The sequence below is a fragment of the Marinobacter sp. RI1 genome, from assembly GCF_041155085.1.
GTDB classification, from domain to species: domain Bacteria; phylum Pseudomonadota; class Gammaproteobacteria; order Pseudomonadales; family Oleiphilaceae; genus Marinobacter; species Marinobacter nauticus.
Genome location: NZ_AP031605.1, coordinates 605,636 through 627,698 on the forward strand (window position 1 = coordinate 605,636; position 22,063 = coordinate 627,698).

The following is a 22,063-nucleotide window of genomic DNA, read 5'->3' on the forward strand; positions in this document are numbered from 1 at the left end:
GGTGTATCTGTTAACCTTCAGGTAAACAGCTAACGAAAAGCGGTATTCATGCGCAGTTGCCAACAATCTATGTGGTGTTTGTCCCGACTTTCCCTGGCGTTTGTGGCCTTGGTCTTCATCGGGGTGAGCCTGTTTCATTCACCGTTGAACGCCTCAGAAGCGCCGGTTGAGGCTGGTTTAACCGTCCGCGTTGCCTATGTTGAGTTCCCGCCCATCAGCTATCGAGACGAACAGGGAGAACCCGCGGGAGAATTTGTGGATATCACCCGCAAGGTGGCGGCAGAGGCGGGTTACCAACTGGAATTCATCTACCTGCCCGTCGCACGTACGTACCTTTATCTGACCAATGGCACCATCGATCTGTGGATGGGTATGACCGACATTCCTGCACTGAAAGACGATGTTCTGGAGAGCTGGATCAGCCCGATTCCAGTGGAACTCAGTGCCTGGTATCTGGAAGGCGTGCCGCCGGTGGATCATATGGATCGCCTGCGCAACAAAACCGTGATTCTGATCGGCGGCTATACCTATGCTGGCCTCAGAGACTGGCTGGCCTCCCAACCTGATATCCAGATTACCGAAGCACCGAACCATCGCTCCGGGCTCAACATGCTCAAGCGTCATCGCGGCGATTACCTGCTGGACTACCGGCAACCGGTTCAGCAAACCCTGAGCCGGAACGAAGATAACGAGATTCGCGAATCGGAAATGCGCAGCCGCAATGGCGCCTGGCTGTTTTCCCTGGCCAATCCGCGTGCGGCCATTCTGCGTGAGGCCTTTGACGACGCTTACCTGCGCCTGGCCGAAAAGGGCGAAGTACCGCCGGTGCGACGGTTTCAGAAAACCTACGTGGTGCCAGGATTCCCGGAGCAGTACCGGTAACACCGGCAGGCTTTAAAGCGTTGCCAGCACCCGAATGGCATTGGCCGCTGCCGCCGTCCGGTTTTCCACATTCATCTTCCGGAACACCTGCTCCAGGTGTTTGTTCACGGTGCGGGGGCTCATCTCCAGAATCTGTCCGATTTCCCGGTTGGTCTTGCCATTGGCGATCCACAGCAGGACATCCGACTCCCGCAGGGTAAGATCAAAACGTTCCCGCAGCGCCGCTGAGGCGCTGTTCTGGTTCTGGGGTGTTTTCAGACGCAACAGGTACTCCTGGCCATCCACCAGGGCCAGATATTCAATGGAGCGGGGCGTGTCCAGTAACCGGATGGGCAGACTGTGGCCGGGATCCGGCCGGTGGCCCAGCCAGTCCTCAAGTTGTTCCCGTACTCCCTGAAAATCCTCGTGATCCGGCGGCGGCAGGCAACGGCATACTTGCGGGGTACCCCACAGCAGATTGCCCTCGCGGTCGACCGCAAACAGGTTCTGACCGGCGGTATCGAGCGCGCAACGGGCGCTGCGGGTCATTCTGGCGTTGGCCAGGTGCACCGCCATGCGGGCCAGTAACTCGGTGGTGTCGATGGGCTTGGTGACATAGTCCACGCCGCCGGCATTCAGGCCCATAACCACATGTTCGGTATCGCTCAGGCCGGTCATGAAAATGATCGGAATGTCCGCGAAGGCGGGGTTTTCCTTGAGGCGCCGACATGTCTCGAAGCCATCCATGTTCGGCATCAGCGCATCCATCAGCACCACGTCGGGGGTGATGTTCTGGCTGATGGTCAGGGCCTGATTACCTTCCAGCGCCACCAGCACGGTCATGCCTGCTTCTTCCAGTGCATCATTGATCATGCGGATGGAATCGATGGCGTCGTCGACGACCAGTACCACGGTTTTGCGGTCATCAGGATGCTTCATGTTCGGTTACCTCAAGAAGTTCGAGAATCTTCTCGAACTGGAAATCGTTGGTGAATTTGGTGATCTCCTGAACGAAGGCGTCACTGGCGTCTCCGGCATACTGCAAGCTGTGCAGTGCCTCCAGCAGGCCCTTGCGATGGCCGATTCTGGCCAGGTCTGCCAGCGCCTCGCAGTGCTCCCGGGCGGGCAGTTCAAGCGCGCCGCTGGCTGGCAGCGGTAGCGCGGCCAGGGGCTCCGGGCTTTTCTCGAAGCGCCAGTCCAGGCCCATGACCCGGCCAATGGTGTCCAGCAGCAGGTTCAGTCGCACCGGTTTGATGATGTAACCGTCGTGCAGGCGCGGTGCCTCGGCGCTATGGTGGCCCTCGTTGGCGTCGGCAGAGACCATCACCACGGGCAGGTTGTATTTCATTTCCCTGAGCTCGGCCAGCACCTCCCAGCCGCTTTTCCCGGGCATCGACACATCGAGCAGAATCAGGTTGGGGCGCTCCTGTTCCACTCGTTCCGGAACGGTCATGGCATTGCCGGTGTCGCTGATTTCAAAGCCAAGTGGCGACAGCATGGCCCGGATCACCTGACGATGGGAGTCGTCGTCATCCACCAGCAGGATTTTCCGGCGGGCGCCATGGTAGCCGTAGATCCTGCGGGCTGGCGTCGAGATCGAGCGTGGACTGGCGGAATGCAGGCTCGACAGCATCAGGCTGACCTTGAACACGCTGCCCTCGCCAGGTTCGCTCTCCACCGAGATGTCGCCGCCCATGATTTCCGTCAGCAGTCGGGTGATGGTCAGGCCCAGGCCGGTTCCGGTGCGGCTCTGGCCGGGATTGCGGATACGCTCAAACGGCCGGAAGATGCGTTCGATGTTTTCTGCGGCAATGCCCTCGCCGGTATCACGCACGGTGAATTCCGCCACCTGGCTGCGGTAGCGGAGGGTCAGTGACACGCTGCCCTGGTCGGTGTATTTGATGGCGTTCGACAACAGATTGATCAGTATCTGGCGCAGGCGTTTTTCATCGGTGGTCACCAGTTCTGGCAGAGGGTGAGGGCAGTGGTAGTCGAACGCCAGGCCCTTTTCTTCGGCCTGAAGCCGGAACATGGTGACCAACTGCTCCATCAGCAACCCGATGCGCACCTGGTCACGGTGCAGATCCAGCCGGCCCGCCTCAATTTTTGAGATATCCAGCAACCCTTCAATCAGATCCGCCAGGTATTCGCCGCTGCGGCGAATGACCCCCAGGGCTTCCTTGCGATGAGGCGGTACCGAGTCGTCGTTCTCCATGAGCTGGGCGTAACCGAGGATGGCGTTCAGGGGCGAGCGTAACTCGTGGCTGATTCCGGTCAGATACCGGCTTTTGGCGCCGTTGGCGGCCTCGGCCTGCTCCTTGGCCTGCTGCAGGGCCTGGTCGGTGCGTTCGTGGGCGACAATTTCCTCGGTCAGCAAGCGGGTCTGGCGCCGGGATTCCTCCTCCGCCACTACCCGGCTTTCATGGGCCAGTACAAACAGCCAGCAGATCACCCCGGTGACAATCACCAGAATGAAGAACACTTTCCACAGGGTGACAGACAGCAGCGTAGCCTCGGCAAGCGAAGCCACCGGGGTTTTGAAGTAGATCAGCGACAGCAGCAGTGCGGAAAACCCGTTGATGACCACCAGCAGCGACAGGAAATGCCCGAGCCGGGAGCGCAGTGCCGACAGCAGTGGCGCCGGAAGGAACCGCCCGAGAAACTGCTGCATCTGCTCCTGGTAGCCGGCGCCCGGTTTGCAGGCGTCCTCACAGCGGGCGTCCAGCGAACAGCACAGCGAGCAGATGGCTCCATCGTAGGCGGGGCAGTGGGTGACATCTTCCGGCTCGAAGCGGTGTTCGCAGATGCTGCACCCCACCAGTTGGTGATCGGTGGCCAGGGGCACAAACGGGCGGGCGGTGTAGAAACGCCCGCCGGTCTTCCAGGCAATCAGGGGCGCGGTGACCAGTGCTACCGCCAGGGCAATGAAATGGGACAGGGCCTGGGCGTAGTCACCCAGTACCCCGGTGTGGCAGGTGATTCCCACCACCGAGGCGGTGATCATGGCGCCCACGCCCACCGGATTGATGTCGTACAGGTGCGCCCGTTTGAATTCGATATGCGCGGGGCTCAGACCCAGGGGTTTGTTGATCACCAGGTCTGCCACCAGGGCACCCACCCAGGCAATGGCGACAATGCCGTAGAACCCCAGGGTCTCTTCCAGTGCCCGATACACGCCAAGTTCCATCACCAGCAGGGCAATGGCGACATTGAACACCAGCCAGACCACCCGGCCAGGGTGGCTGTGGGTCAATCGGGAGAAGAAATTGGACCAGGCAATGGAGCCGGCGTAGGCATTGGTCACGTTGATCTTGATCTGACACAGAATCACGAAGATGCCGGCCATCGCCAGCGAGAGCTCGGGGGAATGGGTGATGTAGTTGAACGCCACCAGATACATCTGGGTTGGGTCGGCCGCTTCTGTCGCGGAAATGCCCTGATTCAGTGCAAGCACGGCCAGAAAGGAGCCGGCCAGAATTTTTACCATGCCGATGACAATCCAGCCGGGGCCGCCGGCCATCACCGCCACCCACCAACGGCGCCGTTCCGGGGCGTTGGTGGGCTCGGGAATGAAGCGCAGGAAATCCACCTGTTCGCCAATCTGGGCAATCAGGGAGAACACCACCGCGGCGGCCGCCCCGAACAGCAGCAGGTCAAAGCCATTGTCGGCGGGCAGGCCCACGCCCTGGAACTGCGTCCAGTCGGTGATGGAGGAGGCATCTGCGTAGATGATGAAAACGAAAGGCGCCAGCTGCAGCAGGATAAACAGGGGCTGGGTCCACACCTGAAAGCGGCTGATGGTGGTGATGCCGTGGGTGACCAGAGGAATGATCACCACGGCGCAGATCAGGTAACCCAGTACCAGGGGAATGGCAAACAGCATTTCCAGCGCCATCGCCATGATGGCGGCCTCAATGGCGAAGAAGATGAAGGTAAAGGAGGCGTAGATCAGCGAGGTGATGGTCGAGCCGATGTAGCCGAAGCCGGCGCCCCGGGTCAGCAGGTCGATGTCCACCCCGTAGCGGGCGGCGTAGTAGCTGATCGGGATCGCGGTCAGGAAAATCACCAGGCTGACCGCGAGGATCGCCGCGACGGCGTTGTCGAAACCATAGTGCAGGGTAATGGAGCCGCCGATGGCCTCCATGGCCAGGAACGAGATGGCCCCCAGCGCAGTATGGCTGACGCGCGCAGCCGACCACCGGCGTGCACTTTTGGCGGTAAAGCGCAGGGCGTAGTCTTCCAGGGTCTGGTTGGCCACCCATTGGTTATAGCTGCGCCGGACCCGAAAAATATTCTGTTTTACTGCCATTCCCGCCCTGCTCCTGGCCCGCCGGGCCGCCCTGAATTGGTGCGCGTTTGCTGCCGTCACGCACCGGATCAGAAAGCTGGAACAAGAACCGTGCCATAAACCGGTGCAACGGATGTGCGTCTTGGGGTTGCCTGCGGTTGTAACCTGTCTGACCTGGCACGGGTATGCGTCAAATGACGTACCACGCTGGGGTGAATGCCGAATGGGCACCCATGACAGCCCTGAGCAGAATGATTGACGTGGGCACTGTGCTTCCGGAGCGGAGCACGGTACCGGCTTTCAACCACTGCGAGGAATGACCATGGGAACCACAACCATTGCCGCCGGAGGGCGGAGTCACAAGAGCAAAGGGCTGCGAAAGAGCCTGGCCACCCTGGCCGCATCCATCATGCTGGCCACGTCGGCCCAGGCGGCCACGCCGGCAACCGATGAGGTAAACACCACCGGACTGGCGGTCACTGACGACACCGTCAAGGTCGGTATCCTGCACTCCATCACCGGCACCATGGCCATCAGTGAGATTGGTTCGGTGCAGGCCGAGAAGCTCGCCATTGAACAGATCAACGAGTCCGGTGGTGTCCTTGGCCGGCAGATCGAGTTTGTCCAGGAAGACGGCGCCAGTGACTGGCCCACCTTCGCGGAGAAATCCCGCAAGCTGCTTCGCCAGGACAACGTCGCGGCCATCTTCGGTGCCTGGACCTCGGCTTCCCGTAAAGCCATTCTGCCGGTCATCGAGCAGTACAACGGTATGCTGTACTACCCGACCTTCTACGAGGGTCTGGAGCAGTCACCCAACGTGATCTACACCGGCCAGGAAGCCACCCAGCAGATTCTGGCGGGTATCGACTGGGCGGTGAAAGAGAAAGGCGCCAAAACCTTCTACCTGCTGGGCTCGGATTACATCTGGCCCCGTACCTCCAACAAAATTGCCCGCAAGCACATCGACAAACTGGGCCTGAAAGTGGTGGGCGAGGAGTACTACCCGCTGGGCCACACCCAGTTCAACTCCGTGATCAACAAGATCAAGCTCAAGAAGCCGGACGTGATCTTTGCGTCGGTGGTCGGTGGTTCCAACGTGGCCTTCTACAAGCAGATGAAAGCCGCCGGTGTCGATTTCACCGACGAGAAGCCGCTGCTGCTGACCATCTCCGTCACCGAGGATGAAATCCGCGGTATCGGCGGCGAGAACGTGGAAGGTATCTACGCCTCCATGAAGTATTTCCAGAGCCTGGATAACCCCAACAACGAAGAATTCGTGGCCGCCTTCAAGGAAGCCTGGGGTGACGACATGGTGATTGGCGATGTGACCCAGGCGGCCTATCTCGGCCCGTGGCTGTGGAAGATGGCGGTGGAAAAAGCCGGCTCCTTCGACATCGACAAGATTCGTGAGGCCTCACCCGGCATCGAATTTACCAAGGCACCGGAAGGCTATGTCCGCATCCACGAAAACCATCACCTCTGGTCCAAGACCCGCATCGGCCGCGCCAAAACCGATGGCCAGTATGAAGTGGTTTATGAAACCGACGAGCTGATGGAACCCGATCCGTTCCCGGAAGGTTACCAGTAAGCAGCCGTGGCCGGTGCCTTCGGGCACCGGCGTCCGGCTCGGACGCAAGCACGTGTTCTTAAGCGACGGGAGTAAGGGTCATGTTTGACGGATACACCACCAGCGAATTGATGTCGATTTTTGCCATGCAGGGCTTTGCCGGGCTGTCCCTGTTCTCGGTATTCGTACTGATGGCACTGGGCCTGGCGATCATTTTTGGTCAGATGGGGGTGATCAATATGGCCCACGGGGAATTCATGATCCTCGGCGCCTACACCACCTACCTTGTCTCCGGGTTTTTCCAGTCGGTCCTGCCCGGTCTGTTTGGCGGATACTTCTTCGTCGCCATCATTATTGCGTTTCTCATCTGTGCCGCCCTCGGGGCCTTTATCGAATGGGCCATGATCCGGCACCTTTACCGGCGGCCACTCGACACTCTGCTGGCCACCTGGGGCCTGAGCCTGATCATGCAGCAAACCTACCGCTCCATCTTCGGGGCCCGGGAAGTGGGTGTGGAACTGCCGGAGTGGATGATGGGCGCCATCCAGGTTACCGATCTGGTGGAACTGCCCATCAACGGCCTGTTCGTGATGATCATTGCCCTGTCCATCGCCCTGGGGGTTTACCTGCTGATGTACCGCTCCGGCTGGGGCAAGAAGGTTCGTGCCGTGGTGCAGAACCGCCCGATGGCCGAAGCCGTGGGTATCAACAGTGCCGGGGTTGACCGTATGACCTTCGCCCTGGGCTGTGGCATTGCCGGTATCGCCGGTGCGGCCTTCACCATGATCGGCTCCACGGGCCCGTCCTCCGGCCAGGCCTACATTGTCGATACCTTCCTGGTGGTGGTGTTCGGCGGTGCCCAGAGTCTGATTGGCACCATTGTCTCTGCCTTCGGTATTTCCCAGGCCCAGTCCACGATGGAGTTCTTCCTCAGTGGTTCCATGGCCAAAGTCCTCACCCTGCTGGTGGTCGTTGGCATCCTGATGCTGCGCCCGGAAGGCCTGATGGCGCTCAAGGTCCGTCGCTAGGAGACTGTCATGAAAAACACTTCCCCTTTGAAATGGTTTGCCTCCCGAGAGGGACTCTACTATCTGGCACTGGCGTTGCTGCTGGTTGTCATCCTGCCGCTGGCGCTGGACCCGTTCCGCCTGAACATGGTGGGTAAATACCTCACCTACGCCTTCGTGGCCATCGGCCTGGTGATGTGCTGGGGCAAAGCCGGCATCCTCAGCCTGGGCCAGGGCGTGTTCTTCGGCCTGGGCGGCTACTGCATGGCCATGTTCCTGAAGCTGGAGGCTTCCACGCCGGAGGCCACGGCCATCCAGTCCACCCCGGGTATCCCGGACTTCATGGACTGGAACCAGCTGACCGAGCTGCCGTGGTTCTGGGAACCGTTCCACAGCTTCTCGTTCACCCTGCTGGCGATCGTCGGTGTGCCGGTGCTGCTGGCATTCATCATCGGTTTTGCGATGTTTACCCGCCGGGTGGGGGGCGTCTACTTCGCCATCATCACCCAGGCCATCGCCGCCATCCTGACCATTCTGATTATTGGTCAGCAGGGCTACACCGGGGGTGTCAACGGCATTACCGATCTGCAGACCCTGATGGGCTGGGACATCCGCACCGACGAGGCCAAAACCATCCTGTACTTCGTGTGCGTGGGCCTGCTGTTCGTGTGCCTGTTCGTGGCCCGGTTCGTCCAGAACCGCAAGCTCGGTCGCATCCTGGTCGCCATGAACGCCCAGGAAAACCGGGTACGTTTCTCCGGCTATGACGTGGCCGCGTTCAAGATCTTCGTGTTCTGCCTGGCCGCCGCCTTTGCGGGCATTGGCGGCGCGCTGTTCACCCTGATTGTCGGCTTCATGTCGCCCTCGTTCATCGGCATCGTTGCCTCCATTGAAATGGTCATCTTCTGCGCCCTCGGGGGTCGCCTGTCGATTCTGGGCGCAGTCTACGGCGCGTTGCTGGTGAATGCCGCCAAGAGCGGCTTCTCCGAATCCTTCCCGGAATTGTGGCCGTTCGCCATGGGCGCGTTGTTCATCGGTGTGGTGCTGGCTTTCCCGAATGGCCTGGCCGGCCTGTACCAGACCTACGTGATGCCCCTGGAAGACCGCCTGTTCAAGCGCAAGCCGAAAGCAGCGGTGAGCGCCCCGGCGAAGCCAGCGCCTGCTGCCCGCCAAGATGAGGGCCGTGATTACGACCCGATGCTGGATCAATACAGCCCGGAGAAATCCTGATGAACGCAGCCAAAGCACAGAGCAAGGACTTCCTGCTCGCAGTCGAGGGCCTGACCGTCTCATTCGATGGCTTCAAGGCGGTGGATGATCTCTCGTTCTACCTGGACCCGAAAGAGATCCGGGTCATCATCGGCCCCAACGGGGCCGGCAAAACCACGGTACTGGACCTGATTTGCGGCAAGACCAAGGCGACCTCGGGTTCCATCAAGTTTGATGGCAAGGAGCTGACCAGACTCAAGGAGCACCAGATTGTGCATTCCGGCGTTGGTCGCAAGTTCCAGACCCCGTCGGTGTTCGAGGACCTGACGGTGTTCGAGAACCTGGAGGTGTCTTATCCACAGGGCCACAGCGTGATGGGGGCGCTGGCCTTCAAACGCTCGGCTGAGGTGGTGGCTGCGGTGGAAGACGTGGCCGAGACCATCTTCCTGAAAGATGCCCTGGACCAGCCGGCGTCGCTGCTCAGTCACGGCCAGAAACAGTGGCTGGAGATTGGCATGCTGCTGATCCAGAAGCCGGACCTGTTGATGCTGGATGAACCGGTGGCCGGCATGTCGGTGGCCGAGCGCAAGAAAACCGCTGAACTGCTGCGGCGCATTACCAAAGACCACACGGTGCTGGTGATCGAGCACGACATGCAGTTTGTCGGGGATATCGCAGACCGGGTCACGGTGATGCACCAGGGCAAGGTTCTGTCTGAGGGGTCCATCGAGCACGTGAAGTCGGACCCGAAAGTCATCGAAGTCTACCTGGGGCATTGATCATGCTGAGCGTCAAACAACATTCGGTGGCCTATGGCCAGAGCAGCATTATCCAGGACCTGAACCTGGAGGTGGGCAAGCAGGAAATCGTGGCGGTGGTTGGCCGCAACGGTATGGGTAAAACCACCCTGATGAAATCCCTGGTGGGTATGACCCCGAGCCGCGGTGGCCAGGTCACGCTGGATGGCACGGACCTGTCGAACCTGAAGAGCTTCCAGCGGGTGAGGGCCGGCATCGGGTTTGTGCCGCAGGGGCGGATGATTTTCCCGACCCTGACGGTGAAGGAAAACATCGAGACCGGTCTGGCTGCGGTGGGCGAGAAGAAAATTCCGGAAGACCTTTATGAGCTGTTTCCGGTGCTGAAGGAAATGCAGCACCGCCGGGGCGGCAACCTTTCCGGCGGGCAGCAGCAACAGCTGGCCATCGCCCGGGCCCTGGCGACCCGGCCCAAGGTGCTTCTGCTCGATGAGCCGACCGAGGGCATCCAGCCCAACATCATCAAGGACATTGCCAAGACCCTCCGGCGCATTCGCGATGAGCGGGGGTTGTCGATTGTGGTGTCGGAGCAGGTGTTGAGCTTTGTGATGGATGCGGCGGACCGGATTCTGGTGATCGAGAAGGGGGAGATTGTGCACGAGGAGCTTCGGGAAGAGGCGGATCAGGACAAGATTGCCAGTTATCTGGCCGTTTGATTATGGGGTTTGGTGCAAGCCGCTGAGGCGGGGACAACCTTCCGAAACACGCCGTGAATACGTCCCTGTAGGCTCGGATGCGCCATCCCTGGCGCATACGGTTTCGGAAGGTTGTCCCCGCCCCATCGGCCCGAACTTCAGAGATAACCTGCAAAGAACCTTGGAGTAAGAAGTATGAGACACGGTGATATTTCCAGCAGTAACGATACCGTCGGCGTGGCGGTGGTGAACTACAAGATGCCCCGGCTGCATACCAAAGCCGAGGTGCTGGACAACGCCCGCAAGATTGCAGACATGATCAAGGGTATGAAGGTGGGGCTGCCAGGGATGGATTTGGTGGTGTTTCCGGAATACAGCACCATGGGGATCATGTACGACAACGACGAGATGATGGAGACCGCCGCCACCATTCCCGGAGATGAGACAGCGATTTTCTCGGCGGCCTGCCGGGAGGCGAATACCTGGGGGGTGTTTTCGCTCACCGGCGAGCGCCATGAAGATCATCCCAACAAGGCGCCTTACAACACCCTGGTGCTGATCAACAATGAGGGTGAGATTGTCCAGAAATACCGCAAGTGCATTCCCTGGTGCCCGATTGAGGGCTGGTACCCCGGCGACACCACCTATGTGACCGAGGGGCCGAAGGGGATGAAGATCAGTCTGATCATCTGTGACGACGGCAACTACCCGGAGATCTGGCGCGACTGCGCCATGAAGGGGGCGGAGCTGATTGTGCGGTGCCAGGGTTACATGTATCCGGCCAAGGAACAGCAGATCATGATGGCCAAGAGCATGGCCTGGGCCAACAACTGTTACGTGGCGGTGGCTAATGCCTCCGGCTTTGACGGGGTGTATTCGTACTTCGGGCACTCCGCCATCATCGGCTTTGATGGTCGTACCCTGGGTGAATGTGGCGAGGAGGACATGGGGGTTCAGTACGCCCAGCTGTCTGTCAGCCAGATCCGTGACGCCCGCGCCAACGACCAGTCCCAGAACCACCTGTTCAAGCTGCTGCACCGGGGCTACACCGGCGTCCACAACTCCGGTGACGGCGACAAGGGCGTGGCCGATTGCCCGTTCGAATTCTATCGCACCTGGGTGATGGATGCCCAGAAAGCCCAGGAAAACGTCGAGGCCATGACCCGAAAAACCGTGGGCACGGCGGAATGCCCGGTGGGTGAACTGCCGTTCGATGGCAAGGAAAAAACTGCAGGGGCCTGAGCCTGTGAGTCGATAGAATCCATGCCGGTTGGGGTGAAAACCAATATCAGTGAAGAGAACCGCCAACTGGCGGTTCTCTTGTTTCTGGCCGAGCTCAAGGGGCAGGAGATAGTGGTGCGCCAATACGTCGAATGACGTAGGTGCCGGGGGCAATTCGCGAATACCGCGCCGGTGGCGTATCGCGGATAGTGAAACGGTCAGCGCAGGCGCCGTCGGGCACTGCGTTCCCAAGCTTAGACGCCGAACGCCAAGAACCAAGGAGCGACCGCTATGGCCGAAACACTCATCAAGATCGATTTGAGCAAATCCGCGTACGAGAACGAGAATATCCACAACCGCTGGCATCCGGACATTCCCATGGCGGCGACGGTCAAGCCCGGGGACGATTTCATCCTCGAGTGTTACGACTGGACCGGTGGCCAGATCAAGAACAACGACAGCGCAGACGACGTGCGCGACGTGGATCTGACCCAGGTTCACTTCCTGTCTGGCCCGGTGGGCGTGGAGGGCGCAGAACCCGGCGACCTGCTGGAAGTGGACATCCTCGACATCGGTGCTTTCAAGGACAGCCAGTGGGGTTTCAACGGTTTCTTCTCCAAGAAGAACGGCGGCGGCTTTCTGACCGAGCACTTTCCGGAAGCCCAGAAATCCATCTGGGACTTCAACGGCATGTTCACCAAATCCCGCCACATCCCCAACGTTGAATTCGCCGGCATGATCCACCCGGGCCTGATCGGCTGCCTGCCGTCGAAGGAAATGCTGGCGGAGTGGAACAAGCGCGAGAAAGAACTGTACGACACCGAGCCGGATCGGGTGCCGGGCCTCGCGAACCTGCCCTACGCCGACACCGCCCACCTGGGCAAGCTGGCGGGGGATGCCGCCAAAGAGGCGGCGCTGGAAGCCGCCCGCACCGTACCGCCCCGGGAACACGGTGGTAACTGTGACATCAAGGACTTGTCCCGTGGTTCCAAGGTGTATTTCCCGGTCTATGTGAAGGGGGCAGGCCTGTCGGTGGGCGACCTGCACTTCAGCCAGGGCGACGGCGAGATCACCTTCTGCGGCGCCATCGAAATGGCCGGCTGGATTCACCTGCGGGTGAACCTGATCAAGGACGGTATGGCCAAATACGGCATCAAGAACCCGGTCTTCAAACCCAGCAGCATCAAGCCGCGCTACGAGGACTATGTGATCTTCGAGGGCATCTCGGTGGATGAAGAGGGCCAGCAGCACTACCTGGACGTGCACGTGGCCTACCGCCAGGCCTGCCTCAACGCCATCAACTACCTGACCAAGTTCGGTTACACCCCGGCTCAGGGTTACGCGTTGCTTGGTTGTGCGCCGGTGGAAGGCCACATCAGTGGCGTGGTGGATGTGCCCAACGCCTGCGCCACCCTGTGGTTGCCGACCGAAATCTTCGACTTCGACATCAACCCCACGGCGGAAGGACCGACCAGGAAGGTCACGCCGGGCACCGACGTACCCCTTTCACCGGACAAGGAGTAAGCCATGCCACTGTACGACTACAAATGCCGGGAACACGGGCTGTTCCAGGAACTGGGCGCCATGGCCGAAGCCGGTAATCCGGCCCATTGCCCCACCTGCAAGGCGCTGTCACCCCGGGTGATTGTGCTGCCGCCGGAGCTCCTGGCCATGGACCCGGCCCGCCGCAACGCGGAGGCGCGGAATGAAAAGGCGAGCCATGAGCCCATCATCTCCACCGCCGACCAGCGGGCCCGGGACGCCGAGCACCGCAAGAGTTGTGGCTGCAAGAAAAAGTCGGACGGTAAACACATGCTGTTCTACACCGCCGACGGCAAGAAGATGTTCCCGTCCATGCGGCCCTGGATGATCAGCCACTGACCATTGCTTTCACGTGTTTGGCCCCCTTGAGGGGCCTTTTTTTATGGCCGATCAGCGGTTTTGCTCCAGGGTGAGGTCGCCATACCAGGCCGTGGCCTGCTCGCCGGTGTTGTCGGCGTCGGTCATGATGGCCACGCCCACAATGGCGGGCGGTTCTTCGCCGAAGGCCTGCCGGTAATCTGCCACCAGGTCCCGGGTAACGGTCACCCATTCGCCCACCCGCGACGGCCCGGAGTTGACAGCAATCATCATGGTTTTGTCGGTGTAGGCGTTGGCGACCATGCTCTGCTCTGGTAGCTGATTGGCCCAGATGTAGTTCAGGGCGTTGCCGGGCAGGGTCTCGCCGAACAGCACTTCCACGGTCTTGCGCTTGGCCCGTTCAAAAAAGCCGGCCTTGTCCGGCTGAAACTCAAAGGCGACGTAGATGCGGGCAGGGTAGTCATCACCGGACTTTTCGCGGGCGTTGCCGGCTTCGTAGATGTTCGACACCTTCCAGCGCCATGACAGCGTGAGCGAGTCGCCGGGCACCAGCTCAACACGGGCAATCAGCCCGGAAGCGCTGGCGTCTGCGTCGGCACGGACCACCTGCTGGCCGTCGTCCGTGTCCAGGGTGTAGCGGGTGTGCGTCTCGATGTTCGGAAAGGTCAGAGGTTCCCAGCCGTCCTCCAGTGAGGTCATGGTGGAGAACCGGGTTAGCCGGTCTGTGTCTGCCCACACCGGACTGGCGGCGAGACCGAGCGTCAGGGTACTGGCCAAAAGCAGCGAAATTCTCACATTCATTCCTCAAATCCGGTGGTCTGGAGATGGACAGGCTCTGTTGCAAAAAGTGCCTTGTCTTGGCGTATTCGGCCCTATATAGTGACCGGGTCCTTGGTTAACTACCATATATTGTGATCAAACTCTGATCATCTTGATCACAGGGTAGTCGGGAATCCGGTGAGAATCCGGAACTGACGCGCAGCGGTATTGGGGAACGAGCGTGGCAAGATGACACTGGCGCAAGCCGGGAAGTCGCCACGCAAGGCGGAATCAAACGATTCGTGCCCCTGAGTCCGAAGACCTGCCAGGGATCAGAAGCCCCCCATGGGTTTCTGGACTGCACCTTCGCGATTCAAGGGTGAGCAGATTGGTCAGGCCTGCCCGTATTCGGGGCAAGGTGTGCCACTGCGTTCGCGAGGGTGAAACGGAACCAACGCGAATTCAGGAGAGCACCATGACAGCCACTGCCATTGCCGAACCCCCGGCCCCCGCGACCGATACCCAATCCCTGCAAGTTATCAAACGAAACGGCACCCTGGTGAGTTTCAACCCGGCCAAGATCAGTGTCGCGGTGACCAAAGCCTTCCTGGCGGTGGAAGGGGACCAGGCAGCCGGTTCCGCCCGCATCAACGACGCCGTGCACCGGGTTACCGAACAGGTAGTGCAGGCCATCAGCCGCCGCCTCAAGGCCGGTGGCAAGGTGCACATCGAAGACATCCAGGACCAGGTGGAACTGGCCCTGATGCGGGCCGAAGAGCAGAAAGTGGCCCGGGCCTACGTGCTGTACCGTGAAGAACACGCCCGCCAGCGCGCCGTGGACGAGCCGGTGGAAGCGCACCCGCACCTGACCGTGAAAAAAGCCGATGGCAGCATCGCCCCGCTGGACCTGGGCCTGATGAAGCAGCAGGTGGAACAGGCCGCCACAGGCCTGGACGGCATCAACGGCGATTCGCTGGTGGAAGACGCCCTGCGCAACCTTTACGACGGTATCGAAGAGACCGAAGTCCTGTCTGCCCTGATCATGACCGCCCGGGGCCGCATTGAACGGGAACCCGACTACAGCGCCGTAACCGCCCGCCTGCTGCTGGAACAGCTCCGGCTGGAAACAGCGGAAGCCCTGGACCTGCCCCGCAGTCTTCCGCTGGCAGAGATTTATCCACAGGCCCTGAGCGCCTTTGTTCACGCCGGTATCCGCTACGAACTGCTGGACGAAGCCCTGGCAGCCTTTGACCTGGAACGCCTTGGCAACGCCCTGAAACCGGAGCGCGATCTCCAGTTCGGCTTCCTGGGCCTGCAAACCCTGTACGACCGTTACTTCCTGCACTGGAACAAGGCCCGCCTGGAACTGCCACAGGTGTTCTTCATGCGGGTGGCCATGGGCCTGGCACTGCGTGAGGACGACCCCAACGCCCGCGCCATCGAATTCTATGAGCTGCTGTCCAGCTTCGATTACATGGCCAGCACGCCCACCCTGTTCAACAGCGGCACCCGGCATTCCCAGCTGTCGTCCTGCTACCTGACCACGGTAGGCGACGACCTGGAAGGCATTTACGGGGCCATTCGCGATAACGCCCTGCTGTCCAAATGGGCCGGTGGTCTGGGCAACGACTGGACCCCGGTGCGGGCCCTGGGCTCCCACATCAAGGGCACCAATGGCCAGAGCCAGGGCGTGGTGCCGTTCCTGAAGGTGGTCAACGACACCGCCGTGGCGGTGAACCAGGGCGGCAAGCGCAAGGGCGCGGTCTGTGCTTATCTGGAAAGCTGGCACCTGGACATCGAAGAGTTCCTGGAACTGCGCAAGAACACCGGCGATGAACGTCGCCGTACCCACGACATGAACACCGCCAACTGGGTGCCGGATCTGCTGATCGAGCGCATGCGCGAAGACCGCGACTGGACCCTGTTCTCCCCCAGCGATGTGCCAGATCTGCACGACCTGTACGGCAACGCCTTCCGTGAGCGCTACCAGCACTACGAAGCCCTGGCCGAGCAGGGCAAGATCAAGCTGTTCAAGAAAATTCCGGCCAAACAGCTGTGGCGCAAGATGCTGACTGTGCTGTTCGAGACCGGTCACCCCTGGATCACCTTCAAGGACCCGTGCAACCTGCGCTCCCCGCAGCAGCATCAGGGCGTAGTGCACAGCTCCAACCTGTGTACCGAAATCACCCTGAACACCAGCGCCGATGAGATTGCGGTGTGCAACCTGGGCTCGGTGAACCTGGCTGCCCACATCAGGGATGGCGAGCTGGACGTCACGCGCCTGGAGCGCACCGTGAACACCGCCGTGCGCATGCTCGATAACGTCATCGACATTAACTTCTACGCGGTACCGCAGGCGCGCAATTCCAATCTGAAGCATCGCCCGGTGGGCCTGGGCCTGATGGGTTTCCAGGACGCCCTGTACCAGCTGGGCCTGCCGTACTCCAGCCCGGAAGCGGTGGAATTTGCCGATGTTGCCATGGAGCAACTCAGCTACTTCGCGTTGCGTGCCTCCGCCACGCTGGCGGGTGAGCGGGGCGCCTACGACACCTACGACGGCTCGCTGTGGAGCCAGGGCATCCTGCCGATGGATTCGGTGGGCCTGCTGAAGGACAACCGCCGGGACGGCGACCTGTCGCTCAATACCAACAGCCGCCTCGACTGGACCCCGGTGCGGGAGCTGATTGCCAAAAACGGCATGCGCAACAGCAACGTGATGGCCATTGCCCCGACCGCGACCATTTCCAACATCGTGGGCGTGTCCCAGTCCATCGAACCGGCGTACCAGAACCTGTTCGTGAAATCGAACCTGTCCGGCGAGTTCACCGTAGTGAACCCCTCGCTGGTGCGTGATCTCAAGGCCGAAGGCCTGTGGGACAACGTGATGGTGAACGACCTGAAATACTTCGACGGCAGCGTGCAGCAGATCGACCGCATCCCCGCCGAGCTCAAGGCCCGCTACGCCACCGCATTCGAGATTGACCCGCGCTGGCTGGTGGAAGCGGCGGCCCGGCGCCAGAAATGGCTGGACCAGGCCCAGAGCCTGAACCTGTACATGGCCGAGCCCAGCGGCAAGAAGCTGGATGCCCTGTATCAGCTGGCCTGGGAGCGTGGCCTCAAAACCACCTACTACCTGCGCTCTCTGGGAGCCACTGGCGCCGAGAAGACCGCGCCGGTGTCGGCGCCACAGCCGCAGGTGTGCAGCATCGACAATCCCGACTGCGAAGCTTGTCAGTAACCATTTACTTATTTGGGAGGCACCCACATGCTGGACTGGGACGACGAACCAAAAGCGCAAACCGCTGCCGCCACCACCGGCGGCCCGGCGCCCGTGAATGTCGATGACAAGCGGGTGATTAACGGCGAGACCGACATCAACCAGTTGGCTCCGTTCAAGTACCCCTGGGCCTGGGAGTACTTCATGAACGCCAACAAGAACCACTGGACGCCGCTGGACGTGAACATGGCGCAGGACGTTCACGACTACCACCACCGGCTGACGCCGGCGGAAAAACACGTGTACGAGAACGTGCTGGCGTACCTGACCACCTCCGACATCCTCGCCATGCGCAATATCGGCCTGGCGGTGATGGAGAAGATGAGCGCGCCGGAACTGCAGATCTACCAGGCCCGCCAGGTGTACGAGGAAGCGCTGCACACCTGGACCTACCAGCACTGCATCGAAACCCTGAACTTGGACCAGAGCGAGATCTACAACCGCTACCGCGTGGTGCCGGAGATCAACGGCAAAATCCAGCTGGCCAACCGCCGGCTGGACGCCGCCATGCGCTCCGACATGAACCTGCGCAACCCGGACGAACTGCAGGACTTCGTGATGTCCTACCTGTTCTTCGCCGCCGTGTTCGAAGGCTGCTGGTTCTACAACGGTTTCAGCCCCATCTTCGCCCTGCAGCGCCGGGGCCTGATGCGGGGTACGGGTGAACAGTTGCAGTACATCTTGCGGGACGAAGCCATGCACTTCTCCTTCGGCCTGAAAGTGGTGAACCAGATTCTCGAGGAAGAGAAAATCACCCTGGACCCGAAAGCGGTGCGTGAGATGTGGGACGAATCCGAAGCCGCGGAAATGGCCTACGCCAACTACGTGCTGCGGGACCCGATTCTGGGTTACTCGGCGGAATACCACAGCGAACAGTTCCGCTTTGTGGCCAACCGCCGGGCCCGTACCGTGGGCCTGGAAGAACCGTTCCCGGGGGCGAAGAACGTGTCGCCCTGGCTGGACGAGCAGGCCACCCTGCGCAAGGAGAAGAATTTCTTCGAAACCCGGGTGATTGAGTATCAGACCGGCGCGCAGCTGGAGTGGTAATTGAGCATTCAGATACCTGCTCTGAGAAGTGGGTATCTGTCAGAGTTCTTTACAAAACAGAATAGAAACAGCATTGGTCTGTATATTAAGTGACCAGATAAAGCGTGTTTTTTTACTATAGGCCTGATTGTTGCCTGAGTAAGTACTCATAACTTGCTCGCTTCCGCAGTGCGGGCAGCGTGGGATTGCATCCCCGTGCGGAGGCCAGAGTGCAGACGTTACATGCAGGCACATCGCTAGCCGGAATGATTCGCCGCCACTGGGCGCTCCTGGTGGTGGGCTATTTTCTTGTTTTTGCCGATCCTTTTGGCATCAGCTCAAGAAGCACCCAAGCGATCAGTGACGGATTTGATCGGCTGTTTTCACCGTTCTATGATCAGGCGGTGACGACCAGCGGTGCCGACCTGGTCGATGTCATTCTGATTGATGACGCCTCCATCCGCCGGCTCTCCCACGAAGAAAATGGTTACCTGAGCGCCAATGACTGGCCTCTGGCCTACAGCGACCACCTGGTTCTGATCGACGCCCTTCGCCGCCTGGGGTATGGCACGATTATTCTCGACATCACCTTCTATCGTGCGCGCCAGCTGGATGACAGCTTTCCGCTACTTGTGGCCCGATTGCAGTACTTTCGGGAGCACACGGGTTTGGCCCTGGTCATGAGTGCTGGTGAACATCCGGGCCACCTTGAACCCTCAATTCAGCCACTCATTGCAGCGGCTTCTGATATCGGGTTGGTTGGCTGGTCCGGCTATGGCTCACTCTATCCGATAAGGCGAGCACTGCCTGAATACGGTGAGGTTCCGACGCTGGCTGTTGCCGGATATCAGATCTATTGCCGGCAACCCCGATCCGGGCTTTGCGGCGATTTATCGGAGGCAGCGGAGGCCTGGATGGTACCCCAGCCTCCCGGTATGCATCTCAGTTGGGGAATGCCGGCGCAGCGTATCACCTCAACGCTGGATTGCCGTGCAACGCCCGAAAACAATGGCGGATTTAGCTCACTCTGGCACTGGGCCAGGAATATCCTTCGCGCAGAATCCGTCAGTAACAACGGTGCCAAGCCATGCCCGCCGGTGCCGACTGCCACCCTTCGGGATGTCTTTTGCCTGGCGCCAAACTGCGATGATTTCTTCACCGAGATGCCCCTGCATAACCGGATTGCGATTGTGGGTGTGTCTTTACCCTCGGCCAGAGATCTGTTTAACCCACCAATTGCGGGGCAGCTGCCTGGCGTTTATCTGCATGCCGAAGCACTTCGCAACCTACTGCATTACGGCGCGGACTATCTGAAACCGATCGGGGTGGAATGGAATCTCGCCGGGATTGGCCTGCCAGGGTGGACCATTCCGGTCGATCTGTTGCTGTCCTGGCCGCTGATCCTTTTTCTCATCCTCATGCTCGCGCGCTGGGTTCTGGCATGGCGCTGGCGCGACGAGCGTCGAGCGGAATGGCCAGAGTTGGCGGTGGAGCTGGCTGAGTTGATCATCATCGTCCTCAGCCTTTGTGTGCTCTACAGCGTTTTACTGTTGTTTCACCGCACCCCTGGCTTCCTGGCAGAGCTGATCGGTTTGACACCGTTACTGTTGATCGCAGTCAGAAAAGAAAGAAAGGAGATGGAAAATGAACGGAAAGCGATGGCTTTGGCTGCTTGCACTGCTGTGCAGTTCGGCCTTGGCAGAGGCTCAGTCCATTGAGGGTTTTCATGACCCGGAGAATGCCTTCGTCAGTAAACCGGATGGCTCGCTTGTACCGGCACGTGAGCTCGGTTTGCAATTACCCGTCACGATCAGTGGTAAGGAGCGGGGCCAGTACCTGTTTGAAGGGCCGGGGGGCACCTATCGGGTGTTTGTTCCGGAGGTGATTACCAGCGATTCCAAACAGCCGGTTATCTACTGCGATAAATCACAGGTGGTGTTTGCGGATGACCATCAGGTGGCCAGTGCCCGTGGCGTAGGGGAGGACTGCCCATGAACTGCCAGCACAAAATAGCGCTTGTTTTAGTCGCCGTGTGTTTCGGCTTCATCGGCTGCAGCTCATCGCCTTACCAGTCGAAAGACTGGAGCACCAACAAAGAGATGCGGCAGCAGGAAATCAATGAGCTTGTTGTCCAGGCCGATCAGTATCAGGCGGCTGGGCAGGATCCTTCCGAGGATGCGGTTCGTTTGCGCAGTGACAGCGTGGCGCCATTGAATGCCCGTGATGTCACCCCGGCATTGCAGGCCATTGCTGAGGAACTGGCAGAAAGCTGGTACGGCGGACCCTGTCATTGTCAGGTTCGGGTGGGCCCGAGCTACAGTTTCGGCGGGTTTACCTACCCTGAGGGTACCGTCGTGATTCAGGCAGGAACCCTGGAATATCTGGATACCCGAGATGAGGTGGCCGCACTGCTGGCCCATGAACTCTCTCATCTATGGCTGAATCATCACCAGAAGAACGAACTGCAAAGCACAACAAAAGGCATAACCGATCTGGCCCAGGCCATTTCCCTGTTCGGTAATGACGACAAAGCCCGTGAGACCACCCTGCGCATGGGCGGATCAACCGATGCCCTGGTGGCGGCGGCAGGATTCACCCAATGGAACCGGCAGCAGGAAACCGAAGCGGATTTGTTGGCCGTGAAGATTCTGGAAAAATCCCGATACAGCCCAATGGCCATGATTGCGCTTTTAACCAAGCTCAAGAATGACAAAGAGGGAATACCCGTAGCCGGCAGTGCCTACGAAGAGATGATGACCGTAGCTGCCTTGAAAGCCAGAAAGCAGGAGGCGGAAGTCAGCGACAACCAGCTCCAGAAATGGCTGTCTTCTGTTGCCAGCGATATGGGCGGTCGCGAGTATCTGTCATCGGAAGAGCGTCGGACTATTGTCCGGATGGTGATCTACGATCTGGATGGCGCAATACTGGCACGCTCGTTTACGGACCTTCAGATCGATGTCGACGCCCTGGCGCCTGTGACGTCCCTGAAAACGATCCACACCTACCCGCCCGCCAGTAAAGACTACGCGCAACTGGTTGACCGTGCCCTGGCAAGCGAGCCCGAGAATCTCCATCTGCAACTGTTGAAGTTTCGTGCTCTGCTGGCCCGGGGTGAGCAACAAAAAGCCCGGGAAATGGCGGAAGCCTTCATCGCAAGACCAGATGCCAGTTTCAGTGTGCTCAGTGAGGCCACCCGGTTTCTGGACCAGCAATCTGGCCTCTCGGATACCGACAAAAAACGGCTCATGCACGACGCAGTGTCCAGGCTCGCGGATCTCGACCTGCCAGATGCCTACGTGGCCGACGAATACTACTTGTCCAAACGGTATCAGGTTCCTGGCGTGAGTGCGCTGAAGGAAAAGCTCTGTGAAGCCGGAGCCGGCAAGGTGGCGGTAAGAGAGCGATGCGACCTTGCCAGGCAGGCACTGGAACGCAACGTGAGTTTTTATGAGTTGCTTGCCAGGGCAGAAAGCCAATAAAGGGTTACCGGTTGCGGTTGATTGGATGAGCTTCTGCTAGGCTAGTGCCATACGCACTG

17 protein-coding genes and 1 riboswitch are annotated in these 22,063 nt (G+C 60.0%); of the genes, 14 read left to right on the forward strand and 3 right to left on the reverse strand.

Annotated elements, in window-relative coordinates; translation table 11 throughout:
- Positions 1–69: 69 nt before the first annotated feature.
- Complete coding sequence (locus ACAM27_RS02680) at positions 70–882, forward strand: substrate-binding periplasmic protein (RefSeq protein WP_369612494.1); 813 nt, start codon at positions 70–72, stop codon at positions 880–882.
- A 12-nt stretch (positions 883–894) separates the two neighbouring features.
- On the opposite strand, the gene ACAM27_RS02685 is transcribed toward ACAM27_RS02680, so the two are convergent.
- Both ACAM27_RS02685 and ACAM27_RS02690 read right to left on the reverse strand, forming a co-directional pair.
- Positions 895–1,800 carry a response regulator gene (locus ACAM27_RS02685; RefSeq protein WP_011787270.1) on the reverse strand — a complete coding sequence of 302 codons (906 nt, stop codon included), beginning with the start codon at positions 1,798–1,800 and terminating at the stop codon, positions 895–897.
- Positions 1,787–5,170, reverse strand: coding sequence for an ATP-binding protein (locus ACAM27_RS02690; RefSeq protein WP_113879372.1), 3,384 nt, complete (start codon positions 5,168–5,170; stop codon positions 1,787–1,789). Before ACAM27_RS02690 ends, ACAM27_RS02685 begins: the two co-directional genes overlap by 14 nt.
- Positions 5,171–5,471: 301 nt before the next feature.
- Here ACAM27_RS02690 and urtA point away from each other — a divergent pair, with 301 nt between their 5' ends.
- The 8 genes from urtA to ACAM27_RS02730 all read left to right on the forward strand — a co-directional run bounded on the left by urtA (position 5,472) and on the right by ACAM27_RS02730 (position 13,484).
- Positions 5,472–6,737 carry an urea ABC transporter substrate-binding protein gene (gene urtA, locus ACAM27_RS02695; protein WP_011787268.1) on the forward strand — a complete coding sequence of 422 codons (1,266 nt, stop codon included), beginning with the start codon at positions 5,472–5,474 and terminating at the stop codon, positions 6,735–6,737.
- 80 nt (positions 6,738–6,817) lie between these two features.
- A complete protein-coding gene (gene urtB / locus ACAM27_RS02700) occupies positions 6,818–7,744 on the forward strand; it encodes an urea ABC transporter permease subunit UrtB (RefSeq protein ID WP_011787267.1) in 927 nt (308 codons plus the stop codon).
- A 9-nt stretch (positions 7,745–7,753) separates the two neighbouring features.
- Entirely contained in the window at positions 7,754–8,953 is a 1,200-nt protein-coding gene (gene urtC, locus ACAM27_RS02705; RefSeq protein ID WP_121208004.1) for an urea ABC transporter permease subunit UrtC, read from the forward strand.
- Complete coding sequence (urtD, locus tag ACAM27_RS02710) at positions 8,953–9,711, forward strand: urea ABC transporter ATP-binding protein UrtD (protein ID WP_011787265.1); 759 nt, start codon at positions 8,953–8,955, stop codon at positions 9,709–9,711. Before urtC ends, urtD begins: the two co-directional genes overlap by 1 nt.
- Before the next feature lie 2 nt (positions 9,712–9,713).
- Positions 9,714–10,403 (forward strand): urea ABC transporter ATP-binding subunit UrtE, encoded by a 690-nt coding sequence (gene urtE, locus ACAM27_RS02715; protein WP_011787264.1) that lies wholly within the window; start codon positions 9,714–9,716, stop codon positions 10,401–10,403.
- A gap of 174 nt (positions 10,404–10,577) precedes the next feature.
- Positions 10,578–11,624: an aliphatic amidase gene (locus tag ACAM27_RS02720; RefSeq protein WP_014423120.1), complete on the forward strand. Its 1,047-nt coding sequence runs from the start codon at positions 10,578–10,580 to the stop codon at positions 11,622–11,624.
- A gap of 270 nt (positions 11,625–11,894) precedes the next feature.
- Complete coding sequence (gene fmdA / locus ACAM27_RS02725; RefSeq protein ID WP_011787261.1) at positions 11,895–13,127, forward strand: formamidase; 1,233 nt, start codon at positions 11,895–11,897, stop codon at positions 13,125–13,127.
- 3 nt (positions 13,128–13,130) lie between these two features.
- Positions 13,131–13,484: a zinc ribbon domain-containing protein gene (locus ACAM27_RS02730; protein WP_011787260.1), complete on the forward strand. Its 354-nt coding sequence runs from the start codon at positions 13,131–13,133 to the stop codon at positions 13,482–13,484.
- Between the two features lie 51 nt (positions 13,485–13,535).
- On the opposite strand, the gene ACAM27_RS02735 is transcribed toward ACAM27_RS02730, so the two are convergent.
- On the reverse strand, positions 13,536–14,264 hold the full coding sequence (locus ACAM27_RS02735; protein WP_170155435.1) for a DUF3047 domain-containing protein: 729 nt from the start codon (positions 14,262–14,264) through the stop codon (positions 13,536–13,538).
- A gap of 105 nt (positions 14,265–14,369) precedes the next feature.
- Positions 14,370–14,567, forward strand: a riboswitch (cobalamin riboswitch).
- Positions 14,568–14,697: 130 nt separating this feature from the next.
- On the opposite strand from ACAM27_RS02735, the gene ACAM27_RS02740 reads away from it, so the two are divergent.
- The 5 genes from ACAM27_RS02740 (at position 14,698) to ACAM27_RS02760 (ending at position 22,004) form a co-directional block, all read left to right on the forward strand.
- The gene (locus ACAM27_RS02740) at positions 14,698–17,460 is read left to right on the forward strand and encodes a ribonucleoside-diphosphate reductase subunit alpha (protein ID WP_369612495.1); all 2,763 of its coding nucleotides are present in this window, start codon (positions 14,698–14,700) and stop codon (positions 17,458–17,460) included.
- Positions 17,461–17,487: 27 nt separating this feature from the next.
- Positions 17,488–18,546, forward strand: coding sequence for a ribonucleotide-diphosphate reductase subunit beta (locus ACAM27_RS02745; RefSeq protein ID WP_288036442.1), 1,059 nt, complete (start codon positions 17,488–17,490; stop codon positions 18,544–18,546).
- A 209-nt stretch (positions 18,547–18,755) separates the two neighbouring features.
- Positions 18,756–20,243 (forward strand): CHASE2 domain-containing protein, encoded by a 1,488-nt coding sequence (locus ACAM27_RS02750; protein WP_369612496.1) that lies wholly within the window; start codon positions 18,756–18,758, stop codon positions 20,241–20,243.
- Positions 20,221–20,520 (forward strand): hypothetical protein, encoded by a 300-nt coding sequence (locus ACAM27_RS02755; RefSeq protein ID WP_014423113.1) that lies wholly within the window; start codon positions 20,221–20,223, stop codon positions 20,518–20,520. The genes ACAM27_RS02750 and ACAM27_RS02755 overlap by 23 nt, the downstream gene beginning before the upstream one ends.
- A complete protein-coding gene (locus ACAM27_RS02760) occupies positions 20,517–22,004 on the forward strand; it encodes a M48 family metalloprotease (protein ID WP_369612497.1) in 1,488 nt (495 codons plus the stop codon). Before ACAM27_RS02755 ends, ACAM27_RS02760 begins: the two co-directional genes overlap by 4 nt.
- The last annotated feature ends 59 nt before the right edge of the window (positions 22,005–22,063 follow it).